This window comes from Streptomyces sp. NPDC057682 (assembly GCF_042799575.1).
Taxonomy (GTDB): Bacteria; Actinomycetota; Actinomycetes; order Streptomycetales; family Streptomycetaceae; genus Streptomyces.
Map to the genome: position 1 here is coordinate 138,538 of NZ_JBHVIN010000013.1, position 22,408 is coordinate 160,945.

Annotated in this window: 23 protein-coding genes; 15 read left to right on the forward strand and 8 right to left on the reverse strand. The window is 74.5% G+C overall.

The window, feature by feature from the left end:
• Nucleotides 1–214 precede the first annotated feature (214 nt).
• From ACFVDM_RS23985 to ACFVDM_RS23995, 3 genes are read left to right on the forward strand one after another with little or no spacing between them, the layout of a single operon-like run.
• Nucleotides 215–1,813 carry a cation acetate symporter gene (locus ACFVDM_RS23985; protein WP_383643612.1) on the forward strand — a complete coding sequence of 533 codons (1,599 nt, stop codon included), beginning with the start codon at nt 215–217 and terminating at the stop codon, nt 1,811–1,813.
• A 38-nt stretch (nt 1,814–1,851) separates the two neighbouring features.
• Complete coding sequence (locus ACFVDM_RS23990; protein ID WP_383643615.1) at nt 1,852–2,439, forward strand: ArsR/SmtB family transcription factor; 588 nt, start codon at nt 1,852–1,854, stop codon at nt 2,437–2,439.
• Nucleotides 2,440–2,483: 44 nt separating this feature from the next.
• Nucleotides 2,484–3,746 (forward strand): MFS transporter, encoded by a 1,263-nt coding sequence (locus ACFVDM_RS23995; RefSeq protein ID WP_383643618.1) that lies wholly within the window; start codon nt 2,484–2,486, stop codon nt 3,744–3,746.
• 25 nt (nt 3,747–3,771) lie between these two features.
• Here the strand turns inward: ACFVDM_RS23995 and ACFVDM_RS24000 are convergent, their stop codons facing one another.
• Entirely contained in the window at nt 3,772–4,404 is a 633-nt protein-coding gene (locus tag ACFVDM_RS24000) for a TIGR03085 family metal-binding protein (protein WP_383643621.1), read from the reverse strand.
• 84 nt (nt 4,405–4,488) lie between these two features.
• On the opposite strand from ACFVDM_RS24000, the gene hisI reads away from it, so the two are divergent.
• From hisI to lgt, 11 genes are all read left to right on the forward strand, one after another.
• On the forward strand, nt 4,489–4,863 hold the full coding sequence (gene hisI, locus ACFVDM_RS24005) for a phosphoribosyl-AMP cyclohydrolase (RefSeq protein WP_383643624.1): 375 nt from the start codon (nt 4,489–4,491) through the stop codon (nt 4,861–4,863).
• 11 nt (nt 4,864–4,874) lie between these two features.
• Nucleotides 4,875–6,362, forward strand: coding sequence for an anthranilate synthase component I (locus tag ACFVDM_RS24010; protein ID WP_383643627.1), 1,488 nt, complete (start codon nt 4,875–4,877; stop codon nt 6,360–6,362).
• Between the two features lie 52 nt (nt 6,363–6,414).
• Complete coding sequence (locus ACFVDM_RS24015) at nt 6,415–7,071, forward strand: TIGR02234 family membrane protein (RefSeq protein WP_383643630.1); 657 nt, start codon at nt 6,415–6,417, stop codon at nt 7,069–7,071.
• A 122-nt stretch (nt 7,072–7,193) separates the two neighbouring features.
• Nucleotides 7,194–7,442: an HGxxPAAW family protein gene (locus ACFVDM_RS24020; RefSeq protein ID WP_383643633.1), complete on the forward strand. Its 249-nt coding sequence runs from the start codon at nt 7,194–7,196 to the stop codon at nt 7,440–7,442.
• Nucleotides 7,443–7,516: 74 nt separating this feature from the next.
• Nucleotides 7,517–8,005 carry a DUF2752 domain-containing protein gene (locus tag ACFVDM_RS24025; protein WP_383643635.1) on the forward strand — a complete coding sequence of 163 codons (489 nt, stop codon included), beginning with the start codon at nt 7,517–7,519 and terminating at the stop codon, nt 8,003–8,005.
• Between the two features lie 114 nt (nt 8,006–8,119).
• Nucleotides 8,120–8,929 (forward strand): indole-3-glycerol phosphate synthase TrpC, encoded by an 810-nt coding sequence (gene trpC / locus ACFVDM_RS24030; RefSeq protein WP_383643638.1) that lies wholly within the window; start codon nt 8,120–8,122, stop codon nt 8,927–8,929.
• A gap of 7 nt (nt 8,930–8,936) precedes the next feature.
• Nucleotides 8,937–9,104 (forward strand): tryptophan biosynthesis modulator TrpM, encoded by a 168-nt coding sequence (gene trpM, locus ACFVDM_RS24035; RefSeq protein WP_383643641.1) that lies wholly within the window; start codon nt 8,937–8,939, stop codon nt 9,102–9,104.
• 142 nt (nt 9,105–9,246) lie between these two features.
• Entirely contained in the window at nt 9,247–10,533 is a 1,287-nt protein-coding gene (trpB, locus tag ACFVDM_RS24040; RefSeq protein ID WP_383643644.1) for a tryptophan synthase subunit beta, read from the forward strand.
• Nucleotides 10,530–11,342, forward strand: coding sequence for a tryptophan synthase subunit alpha (gene trpA / locus ACFVDM_RS24045; protein WP_383643647.1), 813 nt, complete (start codon nt 10,530–10,532; stop codon nt 11,340–11,342). The genes trpB and trpA overlap by 4 nt, the downstream gene beginning before the upstream one ends.
• Nucleotides 11,343–11,418: 76 nt before the next feature.
• On the forward strand, nt 11,419–12,246 hold the full coding sequence (locus ACFVDM_RS24050) for a thioredoxin domain-containing protein (RefSeq protein ID WP_383643650.1): 828 nt from the start codon (nt 11,419–11,421) through the stop codon (nt 12,244–12,246).
• Nucleotides 12,247–12,346: 100 nt separating this feature from the next.
• On the forward strand, nt 12,347–13,360 hold the full coding sequence (lgt, locus tag ACFVDM_RS24055; protein ID WP_383643653.1) for a prolipoprotein diacylglyceryl transferase: 1,014 nt from the start codon (nt 12,347–12,349) through the stop codon (nt 13,358–13,360).
• Nucleotides 13,361–13,461: 101 nt separating this feature from the next.
• Here lgt and ACFVDM_RS24060 read toward each other — a convergent pair whose 3' ends face one another.
• From ACFVDM_RS24060 to ACFVDM_RS24090, 7 genes are read right to left on the reverse strand one after another with little or no spacing between them, the layout of a single operon-like run.
• A complete protein-coding gene (locus ACFVDM_RS24060; protein ID WP_383643656.1) occupies nt 13,462–14,274 on the reverse strand; it encodes an HpcH/HpaI aldolase/citrate lyase family protein in 813 nt (270 codons plus the stop codon).
• Nucleotides 14,271–15,470, reverse strand: a complete 1,200-nt coding sequence (locus ACFVDM_RS24065; protein WP_383643659.1) for a CaiB/BaiF CoA transferase family protein — start codon at nt 15,468–15,470, stop codon at nt 14,271–14,273. The genes ACFVDM_RS24060 and ACFVDM_RS24065 overlap by 4 nt, the downstream gene beginning before the upstream one ends.
• Complete coding sequence (gene rbsK / locus ACFVDM_RS24070) at nt 15,467–16,351, reverse strand: ribokinase (RefSeq protein ID WP_383643662.1); 885 nt, start codon at nt 16,349–16,351, stop codon at nt 15,467–15,469. Before rbsK ends, ACFVDM_RS24065 begins: the two co-directional genes overlap by 4 nt.
• Nucleotides 16,348–17,730, reverse strand: coding sequence for an ADP-ribosylglycohydrolase family protein (locus ACFVDM_RS24075; protein WP_383643665.1), 1,383 nt, complete (start codon nt 17,728–17,730; stop codon nt 16,348–16,350). The genes rbsK and ACFVDM_RS24075 overlap by 4 nt, the downstream gene beginning before the upstream one ends.
• Nucleotides 17,727–18,920, reverse strand: a complete 1,194-nt coding sequence (locus tag ACFVDM_RS24080; protein WP_383643668.1) for an ADP-ribosylglycohydrolase family protein — start codon at nt 18,918–18,920, stop codon at nt 17,727–17,729. The genes ACFVDM_RS24075 and ACFVDM_RS24080 overlap by 4 nt, the downstream gene beginning before the upstream one ends.
• A complete protein-coding gene (locus ACFVDM_RS24085; protein ID WP_383643671.1) occupies nt 18,856–20,064 on the reverse strand; it encodes an ADP-ribosylglycohydrolase family protein in 1,209 nt (402 codons plus the stop codon). Before ACFVDM_RS24085 ends, ACFVDM_RS24080 begins: the two co-directional genes overlap by 65 nt.
• Nucleotides 20,061–21,230, reverse strand: a complete 1,170-nt coding sequence (locus tag ACFVDM_RS24090; RefSeq protein WP_383643674.1) for an ADP-ribosylglycohydrolase family protein — start codon at nt 21,228–21,230, stop codon at nt 20,061–20,063. The genes ACFVDM_RS24085 and ACFVDM_RS24090 overlap by 4 nt, the downstream gene beginning before the upstream one ends.
• A 262-nt stretch (nt 21,231–21,492) precedes the next feature.
• On the opposite strand from ACFVDM_RS24090, the gene ACFVDM_RS24095 reads away from it, so the two are divergent.
• Nucleotides 21,493–22,227 carry a VIT1/CCC1 transporter family protein gene (locus tag ACFVDM_RS24095; protein WP_383643676.1) on the forward strand — a complete coding sequence of 245 codons (735 nt, stop codon included), beginning with the start codon at nt 21,493–21,495 and terminating at the stop codon, nt 22,225–22,227.
• Nucleotides 22,228–22,408 lie beyond the last annotated feature (181 nt).

Here is a 22,408-nt window from a genome sequence, read left to right on the forward strand (position 1 = left end):
GTGCGGCCCGGCACCGCCCGGCCTCCTGTGTCCGCGCACAGTCCCGCCCGGCACCGGCTGTACGCGCGCAGCGCACCCGCGCCCGTCGCTGTACGCGGGTCCCGGCGGCTGGTGCCGTGTCCGGCATGCCCCTCGTGCTCCCGGCGTCGCCGCCGCCTCCGCTGTTCCGTGCCCGTCCCGAGTCCCGCGTCGTACCCGGCCCGGGGGAGCGCCGGTGAGCGGCGGGTTCGACGCCCGTTCGCTGGCCGTGGTCGTCTTCCTCGGGTTCGTCGCCGTGTCGCTGCTGCTGTGCGGGCTGGCGGCGGCGGACCAGGACGATCCGGAGCACTTCTACGCGGGCGGCGGTGCGGCGCTGGGGCCGGCCGGGAGCGGGCTGGCCATCGCCGGTGACTACCTCTCGGCCGCCACCCTGCTCTCGACCACCGGGTCCGTCGCGCTGGCCGGTTTCGACGGAGTCCTCTTCGCCGTCGCCACGGTCGCCTCCCTGGTGCTCGTGATGCGGGTCCTGGCCGAACCGCTGCGCCGCGCGGGCGTGTTCACGCTGGGCGACTTCCTCGCGGAACGGCTGGGCGATCCGGCCGTGCGCCGGGCGCTGGGCGTCACCGTGCTGGTCGTGCTGGCCCCGCTGCTGCTGGTGCAGCTCACCACGGCGGGGCGGGTGATGGCCGCCGTGTTCGGACTGCCCGAGGGCGCGGTCACCGCGTGCACGGTGGCGGGCGGCGCGCTGATGGTCTGCTACTCCGCCGTCGGCGGGATGCGCGGCACCGGGCACATCCAGATCCTCAAGGTCGTCGTGGTGCTGCCCGCGGTCGCCCTCCTCGCGGGGCTGGTGCTCGCCCGCTACGGCGGGAACCCGTTCGCCCTGGCCGCGGCGGCACGCGACGGCAGCGGGGCGGGCGCCGCCTATCTGCGGCCCGGTCTCCAGTTCGGCCACGGCCCGGCCGGGATCCTGGACCTGATCGGCTTCCAGCTCACCCTGGTCCTCGGCGCCGCCTGCATGCCGCACCTCATGATGCGGCTCCACCCCCTGCGCGACCGCCGGACCGCGCGCCGTGCCACGGTCTGGGCGGCCGTCCCGGTGGCCCTGCTGTGCGCCGGGGTCGTGGTGGTCGGCCTCGGCGCCTCCGCGCTGCTCGGCCACAAGACCGTGCGGGCCGCCGACCCGGCGGGCGGCACCGCGCTGCTGCTGGTGACCGGGGCCCTGGACCCGGGCGCCGCCGGCCCGCGCGACTCGCCGCTCTTCGCGTTCGTGGCCTGTGCCGTGTTCGCCACCACGCTCGCCGCCGTCGCCGGGATCACGCTGGCCGTCGCCTCGTCCCTGGCCCGCGACCTCGCCCCGCGGACCGGCTCCGGCGGCTCCGCCCGGCGGGAGATCCTGCGGGCCCGGCTCGCCGTCGTCGCGACCGGGGCGCTCGCCGTCTGGGCCTCCACCTACACCCACGACCGCAATCCGCAGGTCCTGCTCTCCCTCTCCTTCGCGGCCGCCGCCTCCGTCCTGCCGCCGGTCCTGCTGTACGCGCTGTTCCGGCCCGGGTTCGGCGCGCGCGGGGTGCGCTGGACGGTGTACGGGACGCTGCCGCTGATCGCGGTCCTCATGGTGTTCTCGCCGGCCTTCTCCGGTACGCCGGTCGCGCTCCTGCCGGCCCGCGACTTCCACTGGTTCCCGCTCCAGACCCCCGGCCTGGTGACGATCCCGGCCGGCTTCCTCCTCGCCCACCTCGGCTCGCGCACCGGCCGGCGGACGCGGCGGCGCGCGGCGCACGCCACGGCGGGGGAGGCCCCTCGGAGTCGTACAACTTTTCTTGCGCAATAGATATTGCGCAACTTTTCTTTCCTATCTACCGTGGGGGCATGACACGCAAGGAATCACGGCGGATCTCCGACCTCGGCACGCTCAAGGCGCTCGGGCACCCGCTGCGGATGAAGCTCTACCGGGCCCTCTACGTCGCCCGGCAGGCCACCGCCTCCCAGCTCGCCGAGCAGGTCGACGAGGCGGTCTCGCTCGTCAGCTACCACCTGCGCAAGCTCGCCGACCACGGGCTGATCGAGGAGGCCGAGCGCGAGGGCGCGGACGGCCGCGAGCGCTGGTGGCAGCCCGCCTCCGAGGGGCTGAGCTTCCACGACGAGGACTTCAGCGACGCGCCCGAGAAGGTCGCCACCCACGGCGCCGTCAGCCGGCTCTCCTTCGACCAGCACGCCGAGATGTACCGCGGCTACCTCGACAGCCGCCGCGCATGGAGCCCCGACTGGCGCGCGGCCTCCTTCGCCTCGGAGTACCTGGCCCGGCTCACCGCCGAAGAGCTCGCCTCCCTCGAACGCGAGCTGAACACCACCATCAAGCGGTACGAGGCCGAGGGCCGCGCCCGCGAGGAGGCCGGGGACACGGAAGGCCGCGAGAACGTCGCGCTGCACCTGTACGGCTTCCCGTTCCGCACCTGAACCGGCCACCGCCGACCCCGGCCACCCCGAGAGGACCGCGTCCCGTGACCGCCACCCTGCCCGCCACCGAGGCGGCCGTCCGCCCCGCCCACCGCGACCGCAACGTACTGCGCTGGCTCGGCGCCTACACCGCGTCCACCGTCGGCGACAGCGTCTACTACATGGCCCTCGCCTGGGCGGCCACCCGGACCGGCAGCGCCTCCCAGACCGGACTGGTGCTCGCAGCGGGCTCCATACCCAGGGCCGTGCTGCTGCTCGGCGGGGGAGTCCTCGCCGACCGGCTCGGCCCGCGCCGCGTCGTCGTCGCCAGCGACACCGCACGCTGCCTGGTCGTCCTCGGACTGGCCGGGACGCTCCTGCTCACCTCGCCCACCGTGTGGATGCTGATCGCCGTCGCGCTCGTCTTCGGCGCGGTCGACGCCCTGTTCCTGCCCGCCGTCGGCGCGCTGCCGCCCCGGATCACCGCCGCCTCCCAGCTCGCCCGGGTCCAGGGCATGCGCGGACTCGCCACCCGCACCGCCAACGTCGTCGGCGCCCCGCTCGGCGGACTCGCCGTGGCCCTCGGCGGCCCCGTCCTCGCCTTCGCCGCCGCCGGCGTCCTCTTCGCCGTCTCGCTCCCGCTGCTCCTCGCCGTACGGATCGCCCCGCTCCCCGCCCACGGGGCCGGGGAACCGGAGACCGGGGCCGGCCCGGCCCGCACCGCCCTGCGGGACCTGACCGACGGACTGCGCTACATCCGCCGCCACCGCGTGCTCGGCCCCCTGATGCTGGTCGTCGCCGTCAGCGAGCTGGGCTTCGTCGGCCCCCTCAACCTCGGCCTGATCCTGCTCAGCGAGGAACGCGGCTGGGGCGCCTCCGGCATGGGCTGGATCGTCGCCGCCTTCGGCACCGGCGCGGGCCTCTCCGCCCTGCTGCTCACCGTCCGGGGCCGGATCCCGCGCGCCGGGCTCGTCATGAGCGCCGCCGTGCTGGTCGGCGCCGGCGCGATAGCCGCCGTGGCGTATCTGCCGTCCGTGCCGCTCGCCGCGGCCGCCGCCGTCCTCGTCGGACTCTTCGCCGGGCTCGGCGGCTCCCTGTGCGGTGCCCTTGTCCAGAGCACCGCCGACCCCGTCTACCTGGGCCGCGTCACCTCGGTCTCGACGCTCTTCACCCACGCCCTGGCACCGCTCAGCTACCCCGTCACCGGCGCCGCCGTCGCGCTCTGGGGCACCGGCCCGGTCTTCGTCGCCGGCGCCGCGCTCTGCGCGGCCGGCGCCCTCATCGGCCTCGCCCTCGCCCCGCTGCGCCGCGCGGAACTCCCGGACTGAGGCCGTACGGGCCCGCGGCCCCGCGCTACATCCCCAGCTGGGCCGTCGTCACCCGGCCGATCGCGTCCTGGTCGCCCTCCAGCTCCACCCGCGCCGCCGCCTGCCGGCCGAACGCGAACAGCAGCAGCTCACCCGGGTCGCCCGTCACCGTCACCACCGGGGTCCCCTTGTGCGCCACCGCCGTCTGCCCGTTCGGCCTCCGCAGCACCAGCCCCACCGGGGCCTTGCGCCCCAGCATCCGCGCCGCCTTCTCCGTACGCGACCACAGCACATCGGAGAACACCGGATCCAGCTCGCGCGGCGTCCACTCCCGCTGAGCCCGGCGCACGTCCTCGGTGTGCACATAGAACTCGACCGTGTTGGCCACCTCGTCCAGCTGCTTCAGCCCGAACGGGGACATCTTCGGCGGACCCGTACGGATGAGCTGGATCAGCTCCTCGTACGGCTTCCCGGTGAACTCGGCCAGGACCCGCTCGCTCCGGCTCTTCAGCGGGCCGATGACGATCCCCGCCGCCGCGTCCGGGCGGCGCTCCCGCACCACCACATGGGCGGCCAGATCGCGGGCCGTCCAGCCGTGGCAGAGCGTCGGGGCCTCCGGGCCCACGGCCTCCAACAGGTCGGCAAGCAGAAGTCGTTCGCGCTTCGCATGGGTCGACATGCCCGCCAGCGTACGACCGCCGTCCCCCGTCCGCCCAGTGGACGCGGCACCGGCCGCGCCCCGCCACCACGGCACAATGGAGCCATGACCAGCACGCCCGGCACCCCCCGGCCCGCCAGCGACCTCGACCCCGCCATCGCCGCCCGCCTCAAGCGCGGCGCGGACGGACTGGTCCCGGCCATCGCCCAGCAGTACGACACCGGCGAGGTGCTGATGCTCGGCTGGATGGACGACGAGGCACTGCACCGCACCCTCACCACCGGCCGCTGCACCTACTGGTCGCGCAGCCGCCGGGAGTACTGGGTCAAGGGCGACACCTCCGGCCACATCCAGGTCGTCAAGTCCGTCGCCCTGGACTGCGACGCCGACACCGTCCTCGTCAAGGTCGACCAGACGGGCGCCGCCTGCCACACCGGCGACCGCACCTGCTTCGACGCCGACATCCTCCTCGGCCAGTAGGGTCTGCCGCCATGGACCTCGACACCTTCCGCAAGCTGGCCATCGACCGGCGCGTCATCCCCGTCACCCGTCGGCTCCTCGCGGACGGCGACACCCCCGTCGGCCTGTACCGCAAGCTCGCGGGCGAACGCACCGGCACCTTCCTGCTGGAGTCCGCGGAGAACGGCCGCACCTGGTCGCGCTACTCCTTCATCGGGGTCCGCAGCGCCGCCACGCTCACCGTCCGCGACGGCGAGGCCCACTGGCTCGGCGCCCCGCCCGTCGGCGTCCCCGTCGACGGCGACCCGCTGGACGCCCTGCGCGCCACCATCGAGGCCCTGCACACCCCGCACGACCGGGAGGCCGGACTCCCGCCCTTCACCGGTGGCATGGTCGGCTACCTCGGCTACGACATCGTCCGCCGCCTGGAGAAGATCGGCGACAGCGGCGGCGACGACCTGAAGCTCCCCGAGCTGACCATGCTCCTCACCTCCGACCTCGCCGTCCTCGACCACTGGGACGGCAGCGTCCTGCTGATCGCCAACGCGATCAACCACAACGACCTGACGAGCGGGGTCGACGAGGCGCACGCCGACGCCGTCGCCCGGCTCGACGCGATGGAACGCGATCTGCGCCGCCCCGTCGAGAACGCCCCCGCCGCCCTGCCCGCATCCGAACTGCCGCCGTACACGGCCCTGTGGGGCGGGCCCGCCTACCAGGAGGCGGTCGAGGACGTGAAGGAGCGCATCCGGGCCGGCGAGGCCTTCCAGGTCGTGCCCTCCCAGCGCTTCGAGACCCCGTGCACCGCCAGTGCCCTGGACGTCTACCGGGTGCTGCGCGCCACCAACCCCTCGCCGTACATGTACCTCTTCCGGTTCGACGGATTCGACGTCGCCGGATCCAGCCCCGAGGCGCTGGTCAAGGTCGAGGACGGCCGCGCCATGCTCCACCCCATCGCCGGCACCCGCCACCGCGGCGCCACCCCGCAGGAGGACCAGGCCCTCGCCGACGAACTCCTCGCCGACCCCAAGGAGCGCGCCGAGCACCTGATGCTCGTCGACCTCGGCCGCAACGACCTGGGACGCGTCTGCGAACCCGGCAGCGTCGAGGTCGTCGACTTCATGTCGATCGAGCGCTACTCCCATGTGATGCACATCGTCTCCACCGTCACCGGCACGGTCGCCGAGGGCCGCACCGCCTTCGACGTCCTCACCGCCTGCTTCCCCGCCGGCACCCTCTCCGGCGCCCCCAAGCCCCGGGCCATGCAGATCATCGAGGAACTCGAACCCACCCGCCGCGGGCTGTACGGCGGCTGCGTCGGCTACCTCGACTTCGCCGGGGACTCCGACACCGCCATCGCCATCCGCACCGCCCTGCTGCGCGACGGCACCGCCTACGTCCAGGCAGGCGCCGGTGTGGTCGCCGACTCCGACCCGGTCGCCGAGGACACCGAATGCCGCAACAAGGCCGCCGCGGTGCTCCGCGCCGTCCACACCGCCAACCGGCTCCACGCCCGCTGAGCACCGCTCCGCGCCAGGGGCGCGGTGGGACCGTGCGGGCCGGTAGGGGATAGTGGGACATGTGAGTGCTGTCCCCGTACCCCAGCCCCGTGCCGAAGCCGCCACCGCGCCCGACGGCCCGGGAAACCGCCGTAGTCTGGCGTCCGGCCTGCTTCTCGGCGCGGCCGGCGCCACCGTCGTGCTGCTCTCCTCCGGGCAGACCTGGGCCGACGGCAAGGCCGAGGTCGGCGGCGGAAGCCTGGCGCTCAGCGCCGAGGGGCAGGACGTCACCGGCCTGCCCGCGGCCCTCGCCATCGTCGGCCTGGCCGCCCTCGTCGCCGTCTTCGCCGTCCGGGGCACCGCCCGGCTCGCCGTCTCCGGACTGCTGGCCCTCAGTGGACTCGGCGCCGCGCTCAGCGCCTACCTCGGCGCCTCCGACAGCACGGCACTCGACGAACAGGCCGCCCGGACCACCGGCGACACCGCCGCCACCATCCACGCGCTCGGCCACACCGCGTGGCCCTTCGTCACCGCGGCCGGCGGTCTGCTCATCCTGGCCGCCGGACTGATCGCCCTGCGCTGCGGCAGCCGCTGGCCCACGATGTCCGGCCGCTACGAGCGCGACGGCACCCCCCGCCCCCGCAAGGCCACCCGCGCCCCCGACCCGGACCGCCCCGAGGACCTGTGGAAGGCCCTCGACCGCGGCGAGGACCCGACGCGCGAGGCATGACCCCCAGCTCACGTCCTACCCGCACGTACGGGACAATGTCCCTGAGCTGACCGCAGCGGCACCGGCCGCGCGCACAGCGACCCGAGCGAACCCATCAGCGCAACACCAACGAGGAGCAACTCATGGCGGGCAGCAGCCACGGACACACCCCGGCCGCCTGGACCGGTGTCATCATCTCCTTCATCGGCTTCTGCATCGCGGGCGTCTTCATGGTCGCGGCCAACCCGCTCGGCTTCTGGGCCGGAATCGTGGTCGTCTTCCTCGGCGGTGTCGTCGGCCTCGCGATGAAGGCCGCCGGCCTCGGCATGCCGAAGGAGTCGGCGGAGCTGGCGGCGGCCCGTGCCCGTGCCGGACAGGCGCAGATCTCCTGAAGTCCTTTCCCGTACGCGCGAGGCGCAGCCCGGTCCGGGCTGCGCCTCGCCGTGCTTCCGGCGACAATCACCGGGTGGACGCATCGCCTTCCCCCGCAACCGCCCCGGTCCCCGGCCCGCCGCCCGGCACCGGCCGCCCCGGTCACCCGCCCGCCCCGGCCCCCGTCCCGCGGATCCGGCGGCTCGCCGTCCCGGCCGGGGTGCTGGCCGCCGTCGTCGGGGCCTTCGGCTACGTCGCCACGGTCGACCCCAACGAACCGGGCCACTACCCCGTCTGCCCGCTGCTCCGGCTCACCGGAGTCCTCTGCCCCGGCTGCGGCGGTCTGCGCAGCGCCCACGCCTTCGCCCACGGCGATCTGGCGGCCGCGCTCGGCGCCAACGCCCTCGCCGTCGTCGGCTACGTCGCCTTCGCCGCCCTGTGGGTCCTGTGGGCGCGGCGCGCCTGGTCCGGGCGCCGGCTGCGGATCGAACCCCGGCCCGTCCACTGGTGGGCGTTCGGCGCCGTCCTGCTGGTCTTCTCCGTGGTCCGCAACCTGCCGATCGGCTCGGCGCTCGCCCCCTGAATGCCCAGGTAGTGGGACATCCACCAGTCGGATGCGGGTCCTGCGCCCCGCTGCGGATACCATCGGGACGTCCGACCCGTTCCCTTGTCACCGTCCCGGAAGGGGGCCTCTCGCGTGAGTGTGCTCGACGAGATCATCGACGGCGTCCGCGCCGACCTCGCGGAGCGGCAGGCGCGCGTCAGCCTCGACGAGCTCAAGGAACGCGCGGCCCGCGCTCCCCAGGCCAAGGACGGAGTCGCCGCCCTGCGCGGCGAGGGCGTGACCGTCATCTGCGAGGTCAAGCGTTCCAGCCCGTCCAAGGGAGCCCTCGCGGCCATCGCCGACCCGGCCGCGCTCGCCGCGGACTACGAGGCCGGCGGCGCGTCCGTCATCTCGGTCCTCACCGAGGAGCGGCGCTTCGGCGGTTCCCTGGCCGACCTGGAGGCCGTCCGTGCCAAGGTCGACATCCCGGTCCTGCGCAAGGACTTCATCGTCACCTCGTACCAGCTGTGGGAGGCCCGCGCCTACGGCGCCGACCTCGCCCTGCTGATCGTCGCCGCCCTCGAACAGGAGGCGCTGGTCTCCCTGATCGAGCGCGCCGAATCCATCGGGCTGACCCCGCTGGTCGAGGCGCACGACGAGGAGGAGGCGGAGCGCGCGGTCGACGCGGGCGCCCGCATCATCGGCGTCAACGCGCGCAATCTGAAGGACCTCAAGGTCGACCGCTCCACCTTCGAGCGCGTCGCCCCCGAGATCCCCGACCACATCGTCAAGGTCGCCGAGTCCGGCGTCCGCGGCCCGCACGACCTGATCGCCTACGCCAACGCCGGCGCGGACGCCGTGCTGGTCGGCGAGTCCCTGGTCACCGGCCGCGACCCGAAGGCCGCCGTCGCCGACCTGGTCGCCGCCGGCGCCCACCCGGCCCTGCGGCACGGACGGGGCTGACCCGGCCGTGTCCCTCCTCCCGCACCCCGAGCCCGTGCGCTGCGCGCTGCCCTCGTGGCACCGCGGCTGCCGGGCCCCGGCCCGCCGTGTGCGCGGCCGGCGGGTGCGGTACGTGATCGGCGCCGAGCCCGGACAGGTCAACGGCATGCGATGGCGCACGGGGCCCGCGCTGTAGAGCGAGCCCCGGCCTCCGCACCGGCCCCGCCCGCAAGGGCGGCGGCTTCGCGCGGCCGCAACCGCCCCGGTCCCCGGGGCGGCGCTCCGCCCACGGCGCAGACGGTGACATCACCCCTGCCAGGACGAGGAGCACGTTCCGCATGTCTTCCGACTTCTTCATTCCGGACCCCGAGGGTCTGATCCCCAGCGCCGAGGGCTACTTCGGCGCCTACGGCGGCAAGTTCATCCCGGAGGCGCTCGTCGCCGCCGTGGACGAGGTCGCCGTCGAGTACGACAAGGCCAAGTCCGACCCCGCGTTCGCCGCCGAGCTGAACGCGCTCATGGTCGACTACACCGGCCGCCCCAGCGCCCTCACCGAGGTCCGCCGCTTCGCCGAGCACGCCGGAGGCGCCCGCGTCTTCCTCAAGCGCGAGGACCTCAACCACACGGGCTCGCACAAGATCAACAACGTGCTGGGCCAGGCGCTCCTGACCCGGCGCATGGGCAAGACCCGGGTCATCGCCGAGACCGGGGCCGGCCAGCACGGCGTCGCCACCGCGACCGCCTGCGCCCTCTTCGGCCTCGAATGCACCATCTACATGGGCGAGATCGACACCGAGCGGCAGGCGCTGAACGTGGCGCGCATGCGGATGCTCGGCGCCGAGGTCGTCGCGGTGAAGTCCGGCTCCCGGACCCTCAAGGACGCCATCAACGAGGCGTTCCGCGACTGGGTCGCCAATGTGGACCGCACCCACTACCTCTTCGGCACGGTCGCGGGCCCGCACCCCTTCCCGGCGATGGTCCGCGACTTCCACCGGGTCATCGGCGTCGAGGCCCGGCGGCAGATCCTGGAGAAGGCGGGCCGGCTCCCGGACGCGGCGGTCGCCTGCGTCGGCGGCGGTTCCAACGCCATCGGCCTCTTCCACGCCTTCGTCCCGGACGAGGGCGTCCGCCTGGTCGGCTGCGAGCCGGCCGGACACGGGGTGGAGACCGGCGAGCACGCCGCGACCCTCACCGAGGGCGAGCCCGGCATCCTGCACGGCTCGCGCAGCTACGTCCTCCAGGACGACGAGGGCCAGATCACCGAGCCGTACTCCATCTCGGCGGGCCTGGACTACCCGGGCATCGGCCCCGAGCACGCGTATCTGAAGGACATCGGCCGGGGCGAGTACCGCGCCGTCACCGACGACGCGGCCATGCAGGCCCTGCGGCTGCTCTCCCGCACCGAGGGCATCATCCCGGCGATCGAGAGCGCCCACGCGCTGGCCGGCGCGCTGGAGATCGGCAAGGAGCTGGGCCCTGAGGGCCTGATCCTCGTCAACCTCTCCGGACGCGGCGACAAGGACATGGACACGGCTGCCCGCTACTTCGGGCTGTACGACACCGACGCGGCCGTCGAGGCCGACGCGGCCGGCACCGGCGCGGAGATCGAGGGGGACGCCAAGTGAGCGGCAACATCGAGCTGCTGAGCTCCACCCTGGCCGCGGCCAGGGCCGAGGACCGCGCCGCGCTGATCGCGTACCTTCCGGCCGGCTTCCCGACCGTCGACGGCGGCATCGCGGCCGTCAAGGCCGTCGCCGAGGGCGGCGCCGACGTCGTCGAGGTGGGGCTGCCGCACAGCGACCCGGTCCTCGACGGCCCGGTCATCCAGACCGCCGACGACATCGCGCTGCGCGGCGGCGTCCGCATCGCCGACGTGATGCGCACGGTCCGCGAGGCGTACGAGGCGACCGGCATCCCGATCCTGGTGATGACGTACTGGAACCCGATCGACCGGTACGGCGTGGAGCGCTTCACCGCCGAACTGGCCGAGGCGGGCGGTGCCGGGTGCATCCTGCCCGACCTGCCGGTCCAGGAGTCCGCGCTGTGGCGCGAGCACGCAGCGAAGCACGGTCTGGCGACCGTGTTCGTCGTGGCGCCCAGCAGCCGGGACGAGCGGCTCGCCACCATCACCGAGGCCGGTTCCGGTTTCGTCTACGCGGCGTCCCTGATGGGTGTCACCGGCACCCGGGCCTCGGTCGGCGAACAGGCCCAGGACCTGGTCCGCCGCACCCGCGCCACCACGGACCTGCCGGTCTGCGTCGGCCTCGGCGTCTCCAACGCCGAGCAGGCCACGGAGGTCGCGGGCTTCGCCGACGGCGTCATCGTCGGCTCGGCCTTCGTCAAGCGGATGCTCGACGCGCCCGACGAGGCGGCCGGCCTCGACGGCGTCCGGGCGCTGGCGGCCGACCTGGCCGAGGGTGTTCGAAAGCGCTGACATCGCGCCTCACCCGAACGGGTGGATCTGGGACCGGGGAGGCACGCGAGTGCCTCCCCGGTTCGTTGCTGCGGGTGTGAGCGAGAAGAACCAAGAGGGAAAAAGGGCCGCGCGAGACCGGCTGGCCCAGCAGCGCGAGCTGGCGAGGGCGCGCGACCGTCGGCGGCGCACGCTGATCGTCTCCGCCGCCGTGGTGGGCGTTCTGGGACTGGCCGCCGTCATCGGCGTGATCGCGGCGAACAGCGGGGGCAAGGGCGACAAGGCCAAGGCCTCCGGGCCCACGGTCGCGCCGTCCGGGGCCACCGGCAAGGACAGTCTGACCATTCCGGTGGGAGCGGACGACGCTCCGTCGACGCTTACCGTCTGGGAGGACTTCCGCTGCCCGGTCTGCGCCCAGTTCGAGAACGCCTTCCGTGACACCATCCACGAGATGGAGCGGAGCGGCGCGCTCCGGGTCGACTACCACTTCGCGACTCTGATCGACGGCAATCTCGGCGGCAGCGGCTCGCTCCGCGCGGCCAACGCGGCGGCCTGCGCCCAGGACGCCGGGAAGTTCCCCGCGTACCACGACGTGCTCTACCGCAACCAGCCGCAGGAGTCCGACGACGCCTTCGGCGACAACGACAAGCTGATCGAGCTGTCCAAGAAGGTCGACGGGCTCGACACGCCCGCCTTCCGCGGCTGCGTCGAGGACGGCACGCACGACGCCTGGGTGCAGAAGTCCAACACGGCCTTCCAGAACGGCGGCTTCCAGGGCACCCCGACGGCCCTGCTCAACGGCGAGTCGATCTTCCCCAAGAAGGGGAACGAGCCGATCACCGTGGCCAACCTGAAGAAGTGGGTGGCCGAGGCCAACAAGGGCAAGAAGCCGGGCACCGTCACGGCCAGCCCGTCCGGCTCCTGAATCCAGGGCCGACCGGGGGAACCGATGACCGGCTCGTTACCCAGAAGTTGCCGGACGGGTTGCCGTACAGCCCGTCCGGCAGGGTAGCGTCGATGCTGTCATGAACCTTGCCTACATTCCCAGCCCGTCGACCGGCGTGATCGATCTCGGACCGATCCCGCTCCGCGGCTACGCGTTCTGCATCATCATCGGTGTCTTCGTCGCCGTCTGGATCGGCAACCGGCGCTGGATCGCCCGGGGCGGCAGAGCCGGCACCGTGGCCGACATCGCGGTCTGGGCCGTGCCCTTCGGCCTCGTCGGCGGCAGGCTCTACCACGTCATCACCGACTACCAGCTGTACTTCAGCGACGGTGAGGACTGGGTCGACGCCTTCAAGATCTGGCAGGGCGGCCTCGGTATCTGGGGGGCCATCGCGCTCGGCGCGGTCGGTGCCTGGATCGGCTGCCGCCGCCGGGGCATCCCGCTGCCCGCCTGGGCCGACGCGCTCGCCCCCGGGATCGCCGTGGCCCAGGCCTGCGGCCGCTGGGGCAACTGGTTCAACCAGGAGCTGTACGGCAAGCAGACCGACCTCCCCTGGGCGCTGAAGATCAGCGAGGGCCCCAACCGGGTCGCCGGCACCTACCACCCGACCTTCCTCTACGAGTCGCTGTGGTGCATCGGCGTGGCCCTCCTGGTCATCTGGGCCGACCGCCGCTTCAAGCTCGGACACGGCCGGGCGTTCGCGCTCTACGTCGCCGCGTACTGCGCGGGCCGCGGCTGGATCGAGTACATGCGCGTCGACGAGGCCCACCACATCCTGGGTCTGCGCCTGAACGTGTGGACCGCCCTCGTCGTCTTCGTGCTCGCCGTGGTCTACATCGTCGTCTCGGCGAAGCTGCGGCCCGGCCGCGAGGAGATCGTGGAGCCGGGTGCGGTGGAGTCCGAGGGCGCCGAGGCCGACGCCGGGGACGACAAGGCCGTCACGATGGAGAAGACCGGTACGGAGACCGAGGCGTCCGACGCGAAGCCCGCCGAGGCCGACGGGGACGACCCCGGTACGGACACCGACGCCGGCACGGACACGGAGGCGGACGCCTCCAAGGCGAACGGCGAGGCACCGGCGGCCAAGGGCTGACCGGACCGCACACACGGAAACGAGGGGCCGCCGGACATCCGGCGGCCCCTCGCTCCGTTTCCCGGGCCCTCCGGCCCCCGGGCCCCGCGCCCTGCGGGCCCTCAGCGCGGCCGGCCGGCCAGGGCCAGGGTGCGATGGGCCTGGGCCACCACCGCCGCGTCCACGAAGCGGCCGTCCGGCAGCGCCAGCGCACCCGCCTCCGCCCCGGCCGCCGCCACGATCTCCTCGGCCGCCGCCACCTCCTGCGAGGTCGGCCGGAACGCCCGCTCGATCACCGGAAGCTGCCGGGGATGGATCGCCGCCCGGCCCAGGAAGCCCAGGGCCCGGCCGTGCGCGCAGGAGGCCCACAGCCCCTCCAGGTCCCGCACGTCCGGGAAGACCGACTGGGCGGGCGGGGCCAGCCCTGCCGCGCGGGCCGCGACCACGACCCGGCTGCGCGCCCAGTCCAGCCCGGTGTCGTCCCGTACCCCGAGATCCGCCCGCAGATCCGCCTCGCCCACACCCAGCGAACGGACCTGGGCATGGGCCGTCGCCACCGAGTACGCGTGCTCGATGCCGAGCGCCGACTCCAGCAGCGGACAGAGCGGGACCCCGGGGGCCAGCGCCGCGAGATGGTGGACGGACGCCGCGTGGGTGATCTTCGGCAGCCGCAGCTCGCCGAGGCCCGGCAGCCCGGCCAGGGCCACCACGTCCGCCTCCGCGTGGACCCGGACGTGCACCGGCACCGCCCCGGCCGGGGGAGGGTCGGCGAGCAGTTCGGCGGTGGCCGCGCGGGCGTACTCCTTGCGGTCGGGTGCGACCGCGTCCTCCAGGTCCACGATCACCACATCGGCTCCCGCCCGCTGCGCCTTGCGGACCACGTCCGGCCGGTCGCCGGGGACGTAGAGCCAGGTCAGATGCGTTCCGCCGGTCACAGGACGCGCTCCTCGCGCAGCGCGGCGATCTCCGTGCCGCTCAGCCCGAGCCCGGTCAGGATCTCCTCGGTGTCCGCCCCGTGCGGACGCCCCGCCCAGCGGATCGACCCCGGCGTCCCGGAGAGCCGGAACAGCACGTTCTGCATCCTGAGCGGCCCCAGCTCCGGATCGTCGACCTCCGTGACGGAGTCCAGGGCCCGGTACTGCGGGTCCTCCATCACGTCCCGGATGTCATGGACGGGCGCGATGGCCGCCTCGGCCTTCTCGAACGCGTCGACCGCCTCGTCCCGGGTGTGCCGGGCGATCCAGTGGCCCACCGCCTCGTCCAGCTCCTCGCTGTGCTCGGCCCGGGTGGCCCCGGACGCGAACCACGGCTCCTCGATCAGCTCGGCCCGCCCCACCAGGCGCATCACCCGCTCCGCCACGGACTGCGCCGAGGTGGAGACGGCGACCCACTGGCCGTCCGCGGTGCGGTAGGTGTTGCGCGGGGCGTTGTTGCGCGAACGGTTTCCGGTGCGCGGCTGGACGTAGCCCAGCTGGTCGTACCAGAGCGGCTGCGGGCCCAGCACCGTCAGGATCGGCTCGATGATCGCCATGTCGACGATCTGGCCCTCGCCCGTGCGGTCCCGGCCTGCCAGCGCCGCCATCACGGCGAAGGCGGTGGCGAGCGCCGCGATCGAGTCGGCCAGGCCGAACGGCGGCAGCGTGGGCGGACCGTCCGGCTCCCCGGTGATCGCGGCGAAGCCGCTCATCGCCTCGGCGAGCGTGCCGAAGCCCGGCCGGTGCGCGTACGGGCCGAACTGGCCGAAGCCCGTGACCCGGACCAGGACCAGCCGGGGGTTGACGGCGTGCAGCTCCGCGGGTCCGAGCCCCCAGCGCTCCAGGGTGCCCGGCCGGAAGTTCTCGATGACCACATCGGTTTCCCGGGCCAGCCGCAGCAGCAGATCGCGGCCGTCCGGACAGGACAGATCCAGGGTCAGATTGCGCTTGTTGCGGCCCAGCAGCTTCCACCACAGGCCGACCCCGTCCTTCGCCGGCCCGTGTCCGCGCGAGGGATCGGGCCGCACCGGATGCTCGACCTTGATCACATCGGCGCCGAAGTCGCCCAGCATGGTCGCGCAGAGCGGACCGGCGAACAGGGTGGCGAGGTCGACGACTCGCAGCCCGCTCAGCGGCGCCGTTCCCGGGGCGGTCACGCGGCACCGATCTCGCTGCGGTACGGCATGGAGACCGAGGCGCCCGGTTTCTGTACGCAGAGCGCGGCGGCCGAGGCGGCCCAGGCGATGGCCTGCGGCACCGGGCGCCCCTCGCCGAGCGCCACGGCGAGCGTTCCGACGAAGGTGTCCCCGGCCCCGGTGGTGTCCACGGCGGTCACCTCGGGCGCCGGGAAGAGCACGGCCCGGCTGCCCCGGGCCGCGTACAGGCAGCCCTTGGAGCCGAGCGTGATGACCACCGCGGGCACCTGGCTGAGCAGCACCTCGGCCGCGGCGTGCGGTTCCGACTGCCCGGACAGCTCGGCCGCCTCGTGCTCGTTGGGCACCAGCAGGTCCACGCAGTCCAGCAGTTCGGCCGGCAGCGGCTGGACGGGGGAGGGGGTGAGCACGGTCCGCACCCCCTGGGCGTGGGCGGCCCGCGCGCCCTCGATCACGGCCGGCAGCGGCAGCTCCAGCTGGAGCAGCAGCAGATCGGCCTCGGCGATGGCGGCGATCTCGCCGGGGCCGAGCGAGGTGACCGTGCCGTTGGCGCCCGGGATCACCACGATCGCGTTGGACCCCTCGGCGTCGACCACGATGTGCGCGGTGCCGCTCGGCCCCTCGGCGGTGTGCAGGAGATCGGTGTCCACCCCCGAGTGCTCCAGGTTCTCCCGCATCATCGGCCCGTACGCGTCGTCGCCGACCGCGCCGATCATCATCACGTCACCGCCCGCACGGGCGGCGGCGACCGCCTGGTTGGCCCCCTTGCCGCCGGGAACGGTGCGGAACTCCCGCCCGGTGACGGTCTCCCCGCGCTCCGGGGCCCGGTCGACGTAGGCCACGAGATCCATATTGGTGCTGCCGAGCACCGCGACTTTGGTCATGGGCGGAGTGCCTCCTCCTGGGTGAGCCGGTGGGTCAGGTCGGCGAGGGTGTCGAAGCCGACCGTGTCGAAGCCGGGGACGGACGTGGCGAGCCGGTTCTTCAGCGGGGCGGTCCAGCGTTCGGGCAGCGCGTCGGGGTGCCCGGCCAGCAGACCGGCGAGCGAACCGGCGGTCGCCCCGTTGGAGTCGGTGTCCCAGCCACCGGAGACCGCCCGGCAGATCGAACCGGTGAAGTCGCCGTCGGCGTGGGTGAGGGCGGCGGCCAGCAGGGCCGCGTTGGGCAGGACATGCACCCAGTGATACCGGCCGTAGGCCGCGTGCAGCCGGTCGACGACCGCATCGAAGCCGGATTCCTCGCGGGCGGTGGCGATGCCGTCCCGTACGGCCCGCGCGAAGCGGGAGCGCGGCGGGACCACGCGCAGACCGGCGGCCAGGCAGCCGTGCACGTCCGTTCCGCCGCCCGCCGCCTCGGCGAGGGCCGCCGCGGTGAACATCGCGCCGTACACCCCGTTGCCGGTATGGCTCAGACAGGCGTCGCGGTGGGCCTGTTCGGCCGCCGCGACCGGGTCGCCCGGACGGGTCCAGCCGTGGACGTCGGCCCGGATCTGCGCCCCGATCCACTCCCGGAACGGATTGCGGTGCCGGGCGGTGTCCGGTGGCTCGATGCCGTCCAGCAGATTGCGGTACGCGATCCGCTCGGCGGTGAACGTGCGGCCGGCCGGCAGCTCCTCCAGCCAGAGCCTGGCCAGATCCGCCGTGCCGAAGTCCCGGCCGTACCGCTGGAGGAGCCGCAGGGCCAGCAGCGGGTGGTTGAGGTCGTCGTCCTCGGGCATCCCGTCGATGTTCTCGGCCAGCGAGGTGGGCGCGGAGCGCCGGTTCCACGGATAGGTGGCGGCCAGCGCGGGCGGCAGGCCCTTCCCCGTGAACCAGGTGGACAGCGGCCAGTTGCCGGTGGCGCGGGCGAGCGCCCGGATGCCCTCCAACGGCAGTTTCTCGACCGGTTTGCCCAGCAGGCAGCCGGCGGCGCGGCCCAGCCAGGCGGCGTGCAGCCGGTCGCGGTCCACGGTGCGCGGACCGGCCGGCGGTCTCGGCCGGTCCGGGCAGGCGGCCCGGATCGCGTCCAGCTCCGTCGGTTCGTCGTCGGCCAGCGGCGAGTCCAGCAGCGCCAGTTCGTCCAGCAGCCGCAGGGCGACGGCGCGCAGCGCGGGCGGGGCCGGGGACGCGGAGGCGCCCCCGCGCTCCGGGGCGGGCGAACCGCCGGCCTCGTACCAGCGGTGGGCGAGCGCGCGGGCGTCGCGCCCGTCCTCGGCGGCCTGCCGCAGTTCGTGTCCGACCAGGTCCTCCGGCTGCACCCAGGTGGCCCGCACCGGCGCGGTCACGGGCGGGCCGCCAGCGCGATGAAGGCGGCCTCGTGGGTGCGCCGGCGCGCGGTGTCCCGGGCGAACACCTCGCGGGCGACCTCGGCCACCGTGCGCGCCGGGGCGTGCAGATCGAGCCGGCTGGCCTCGCCGACCGCGCGCGCCCATTCCGCGGGGACGGCGCCCTCGCCGTGCAGGGCGCCCGCGAGCGCGCCGCTCATCGTGGCGATCGAGTCGCAGTCCCGCCCGTAGTTGACCGAGCCGAGGACCGCCTGCCGGTAGTCCCCGTCGGCGGCCAGCAGCATGCCGAGGGCGACGGGAAGCTCCTCGATGGAGTGCAGCCGGGAGGGGCGGCGGGCGCCGAGCGAGGGGGCGCGGTAGTCGGGGCCGACCGTGTCGAACGGGGCGACGGCCTCCCGCAGCGGGCGGAGGGCCCCCTCGACGTCCCGGTGGCGGGCGGCCGTCTCGCATACCGCCTCGATTGCGGCCCGGGTGCCGTCCTTGGCCAGCGCCAGACAGGTCTCGACGACGCTCGTGGGGCCGGCGCCGGGGGCGCACGCCGCGGCCACCGCCGCCGCGAAGACCCCGGCCGCCTCCCTGCCGTAGCTGGACTGATGGGCGCCCGCCACGTCCAGCGCCTCGGCGTACGCGGCCCGGGGGTCGCCCGCGTTCACCAGGCCGACCGGCGCCATGTACATCGCCGCGCCGCAGTTGACGATGTTCCCGGCGCCCGCCTCGCGCGGGTCGACGTGACCGTAGTGCAGCCGGGCGACGATCCACTTCTCGGCGAGGAAGATCCGCTGGAGCGGCAGCGCCTCGGCCTCCAGCTCCGGGATCCAGCGCAGGTTCGCGATCAGTTCCGGGACGAGGTGGTCGGCGACGGCGTACGCGTCGAGGTGGTCGCGGACCTTGCCGTAGACCCGGACCAGCGCATGGGTCATCAGGGTGTCGTCGGTGACGTGGCCGTCGCCCTTGTGGTACGGGGCGATGGGGCGGGCGGTGCGCCAGGCGTCGCCGTCCCAGGGGCCGACGATCCCGGTGATCCGGCCGCCGTGGCGGGCCACGATGTCCTCGGGCGGCCGCCCCTCGACCGGGCCGCCGAGCGCGTCGCCGACGGCGGCGCCGATCAGCGCGCCCGCGATCCGGTCATCGAGGGTGGACGTCGTGGGGGGTGCGGACCGGGTGGGCGCCAGGGGCGCGGTGGATGTCATGCCCGAATTGTCCCTCTATGGGGGCCGGTTCCGTGTCTGCCAGCAGCCCGGCGAGTTCGATCAGGTCCGTGCCCGCGAACCGCGGCAGCGCGCAGCCGGCGAGGGTGCGGCAGGCCTCGCGCCAGCCGTCGGGCACGGCGCCGACCGAACCGAGCGCCCCGGTCAGCGCACCCGCCAGCGCGGGCGCCGAGTCCGCCACCCGGGAGAGGCAGGCGGCCGCCGGAACGGCCTGGGTGATCTCGCCGCGCGCCGCGGTGGTCAGGGCGAGCGCGACCGGCACGGTCTCGGCCGCGGCGATGCCGTAGCTGTAGACGTGATCGACGATCTGGTGCTCCAGCACCGGGACGAGGGCGAAGGCGCCGGCCCGTTCACCGGCGAAGTCGCGGGCGATCCGGACCGCGTGGGCGGCGTTGCGGGCGATCTCGGTGCCGTCGGGGAGCTGGGCGAGCGCGGCGTTCACCGCCGTGTCCACGTCCGCCCCGCCGAGCGCCGCGGCGACGGCCGCGGCCATGGCCCGTGCCCCGTGCACCCCGTCGCCGTCCTGGGTGTAGCGGGCGTCGAACTCCGCGAGCGCGGCGGCCGGTCCGGGCGCGCCCGGGTGCACCACGGCCAGCACGACGGCGCGCACGCACGCGGCGTCGTCGAAGTAGTGCGGATTGTCGTGGCCGGTGGCGGGCGGGCGCAGCCCCGCGGCCAGGTTCCCGAGCCCGGCCCGTACCGAGATCCGGGCGCGCAGCGGCAGTACCGCGGACTCCACCTCGGGCGCGCGGGCGGCCGCCGCGGCGACCTCGGCGGCGAGCGCGTTCCACGCGGCGTCCACGGCGGCCCGCATCCGGCGCTCCGGGGCCAGCCCCTGCAACGCGCCCGCGGCCGAGGTCAGTACGGTCCCGGCGGCGAACGCCGCCCATTCGGCGTCGTCGGAGGGGCCGAGCCGCAACGGCTCGGGCGGCTGGTTGAGGGCGATGGGGACCGGCAGGGTGGTGGTCGCGTTCTGCTCGGCGAAGGTGTCGAGCTCCCGGGTGAGGCGGCGGGTCCACTCCGGCATCCGGGCCGCCCGGTGGCGGGCGGCCGGCCAGCCTGCGGCGTCCCCGGAGGCGAGGCCCAGCAGCAGTCCCTCGATGCGGGCGCGCCGCCCGCCGCTCATCGCCGCACCGCCGTCGCATCCGCGCCGGCCCCGGGGGCGTGCGCGGCGGAGGGTTCGCCGGGCGGTGTGCGCGGTGCCTCGCGCGGCGCGACCGCGACGGGGAGGCCGGCGGGGCAGGGGGGACGGTCCTCCTCCGTGTCGTCGGGGGTCAGCAGCTCCGCGATGTCGCGTACGTGGTAGCCGCGCATCGAGGGCAGGCAGCTGCCCCGGACCGGGCCGATCGCGTCGGCCCAGCCGCGCGGGATCGCCTCCTCCCCGTGCAGCGCCCCGGCCAGGGCGCCCGCCACCGCCGCCGTCGTATCGGCGTCGCGGCCCATGTTGACCGCCGTCAGCACCGCCGTACGGAAGTCGCCGCGCGCCGCGGCGAACGCGCCGAAGGCCAGCCCCACCGCCTCCGGCGCCAGGTCCGTCCACGGATAGCCGCCGATGACGACGGCCGAGCGCACCGCCCGCTCCATGGCCAGCCGGTCGGGGTAGGTGCGCTGGGCGGCCGTCACCGCGCGGCGCAGCGAGCGGGCGGTCCAGGAGTCCATCGGGACGACGGAGAGGGCGGCGGCGATCACCGCGGTGACCCCGGCGCCGGTCATCGCGGCGGCCACCCCGGCGGCCACCGCCTGGCCGCCGTAGATGCCCTCACCCTCGTGGCTGACCCGGCCGTCCACCGCGACCAGCCGGGCCGCCTCGGCGGGCCGGCCTGCCGCGAAGACGCCGAAGGGGGCCGCCCGCATCGCCAGCCCGTCGCTCCAGGCGTGCCGGTGCTGGGCGGAGATCGGGGCGGCCAGGCCCCTGCGGAGGTTCTCCAGGGTGCCGCGCTCGCTGAAACCGGCGCCCCGGAACGGACCCTCGTCCAGGTCCGCGATCCACCGGTGCCAGGCCCGCTCGACATGGGTGACGGTCAGTGCCGAGCCGTGCCGGGCCAGCAGCAGTCCGGAGAAGATCGCGTACTCGGTGTCGTCGGTGCCCGCCGGGTCCTCGCTCACGAACCCCTCGATCCGGCCCCAGCGGCGGCGGATCTCGGAGGGGCGCATGTTCTCCGCCGGGGCGCCCAGCGCGTCGCCGACCGCGAGGCCGACGAGTGCGCCCCTGGCCCGGCCCGCGGCCGGGCCCTCCGCGGCCCGCGTCCCGCTCGTCCCCGGCCCCGCCGGATTTCCCGCGGTCAGCTCCATCGCCTCGACCCTCCGCTCGTACCGAGCCCGATCCGTCTCTGTGGGATCTGTGCCACGCGAAGCCCCGGCGAAGGCCGATTACCACCACAAAACGTCCACTCGGATGACGGTCTTCCAACAGGAAGGAAGGCCGTACTCAGTTGGTTGCACAGGGTGGTAAGTACGGCCTGCCTTGCTGGCGGGAGCGATTTTTCGTGCGTACTTTCGAAGCGTCGAGCGGGGGCGGGGCGCGGTTGTCCCGCCACCGGAGAAGGGGAGAGACGTGGCCATCATCGAGACCGAAGCGGTCCTGCACGAGGCGCACCGTGACAACCACACCCACCGTGACGTCAACGGCGGCTGGCTGCGTCCGGCCGTCTTCGGCGCCATGGACGGTCTGGTCTCCAACCTCGCCCTGATGACCGGAGTGGCCGGCGGCGACGTGTCGCACCGCACAATTGTGATCACCGGTCTGGCCGGACTGGCGGCCGGGGCCTTCTCCATGGCGGCCGGCGAGTACACCTCCGTCGCCTCGCAGCGCGAGCTGGTCGAGGCCGAGCTGGACGTCGAACGCCGCGAGCTGCGCAAGCACCCCGCGGACGAGGAGCGCGAGCTGGCCGCGCTCTACGAGTCGCGCGGCGTCGACGCCCCGCTGGCCCGCGAGGTCGCCCGGCAGCTGTCCCGCGACCCCGAGCAGGCGCTGGAGATCCACGCCCGCGAGGAACTGGGCATCGACCCCGGCGACCTGCCCTCGCCGCTCGTCGCCGCGGTGTCCTCCTTCGGGGCCTTCGCGCTGGGCGCGCTGCTGCCCGTTCTGCCCTATCTGCTCGGCGCGACCGCGCTCTGGCCCGCCGTGCTGCTCGCCCTCGTCGGGCTCTTCGGCTGCGGCGCGGTGGTGGCCCGGGTCACGGCCCGCACCTGGTGGTTCAGCGGACTGCGCCAGCTCGGGCTCGGCGGTGCGGCCGCCGCGGTCACCTACGTCCTGGGCGGACTCTTCGGCGTCGCCGTCGGCGGCTGACCCCGTACGGCCCCGTCCCTTCGGCCCCGCGCACCCCGGTGCGCGGGGCCGAAGCCGTGTCCGCCGCTCGTGTGACACACGCCCGTAACATGTGTGTGATGTACGTCCTGATCGCGGCCCCTGGGCGGATCGGCAGGACGCCCCGTAAAATGAGTCTCTATGCAGGGCTACACATAAGTAG

What these genes read in the sequence shown, in the direction of transcription:
- ACFVDM_RS24090 (WP_383643674.1), bottom strand. Translation starts at nt 21,230, where the DNA reads ATGGAGCTGACCGCGGGAAATCCGGCGGGGCCGGGGACGAGCGGGACG.
- lgt (WP_383643653.1), top strand. Translation starts at nt 12,347, where the DNA reads ATGAACCTTGCCTACATTCCCAGCCCGTCGACCGGCGTGATCGATCTC.
- ACFVDM_RS24010 (WP_383643627.1), top strand. Translation starts at nt 4,875, where the DNA reads ATGGACCTCGACACCTTCCGCAAGCTGGCCATCGACCGGCGCGTCATC.
- ACFVDM_RS24020 (WP_383643633.1), top strand. Translation starts at nt 7,194, where the DNA reads ATGGCGGGCAGCAGCCACGGACACACCCCGGCCGCCTGGACCGGTGTC.
- ACFVDM_RS24000 (WP_383643621.1), bottom strand. Translation starts at nt 4,404, where the DNA reads ATGTCGACCCATGCGAAGCGCGAACGACTTCTGCTTGCCGACCTGTTG.
- rbsK (WP_383643662.1), bottom strand. Translation starts at nt 16,351, where the DNA reads ATGACCAAAGTCGCGGTGCTCGGCAGCACCAATATGGATCTCGTGGCC.
- hisI (WP_383643624.1), top strand. Translation starts at nt 4,489, where the DNA reads ATGACCAGCACGCCCGGCACCCCCCGGCCCGCCAGCGACCTCGACCCC.
- ACFVDM_RS24080 (WP_383643668.1), bottom strand. Translation starts at nt 18,920, where the DNA reads ATGACATCCACCGCGCCCCTGGCGCCCACCCGGTCCGCACCCCCCACG.
- ACFVDM_RS24085 (WP_383643671.1), bottom strand. Translation starts at nt 20,064, where the DNA reads ATGAGCGGCGGGCGGCGCGCCCGCATCGAGGGACTGCTGCTGGGCCTC.
- trpB (WP_383643644.1), top strand. Translation starts at nt 9,247, where the DNA reads ATGTCTTCCGACTTCTTCATTCCGGACCCCGAGGGTCTGATCCCCAGC.
- ACFVDM_RS23990 (WP_383643615.1), top strand. Translation starts at nt 1,852, where the DNA reads ATGACACGCAAGGAATCACGGCGGATCTCCGACCTCGGCACGCTCAAG.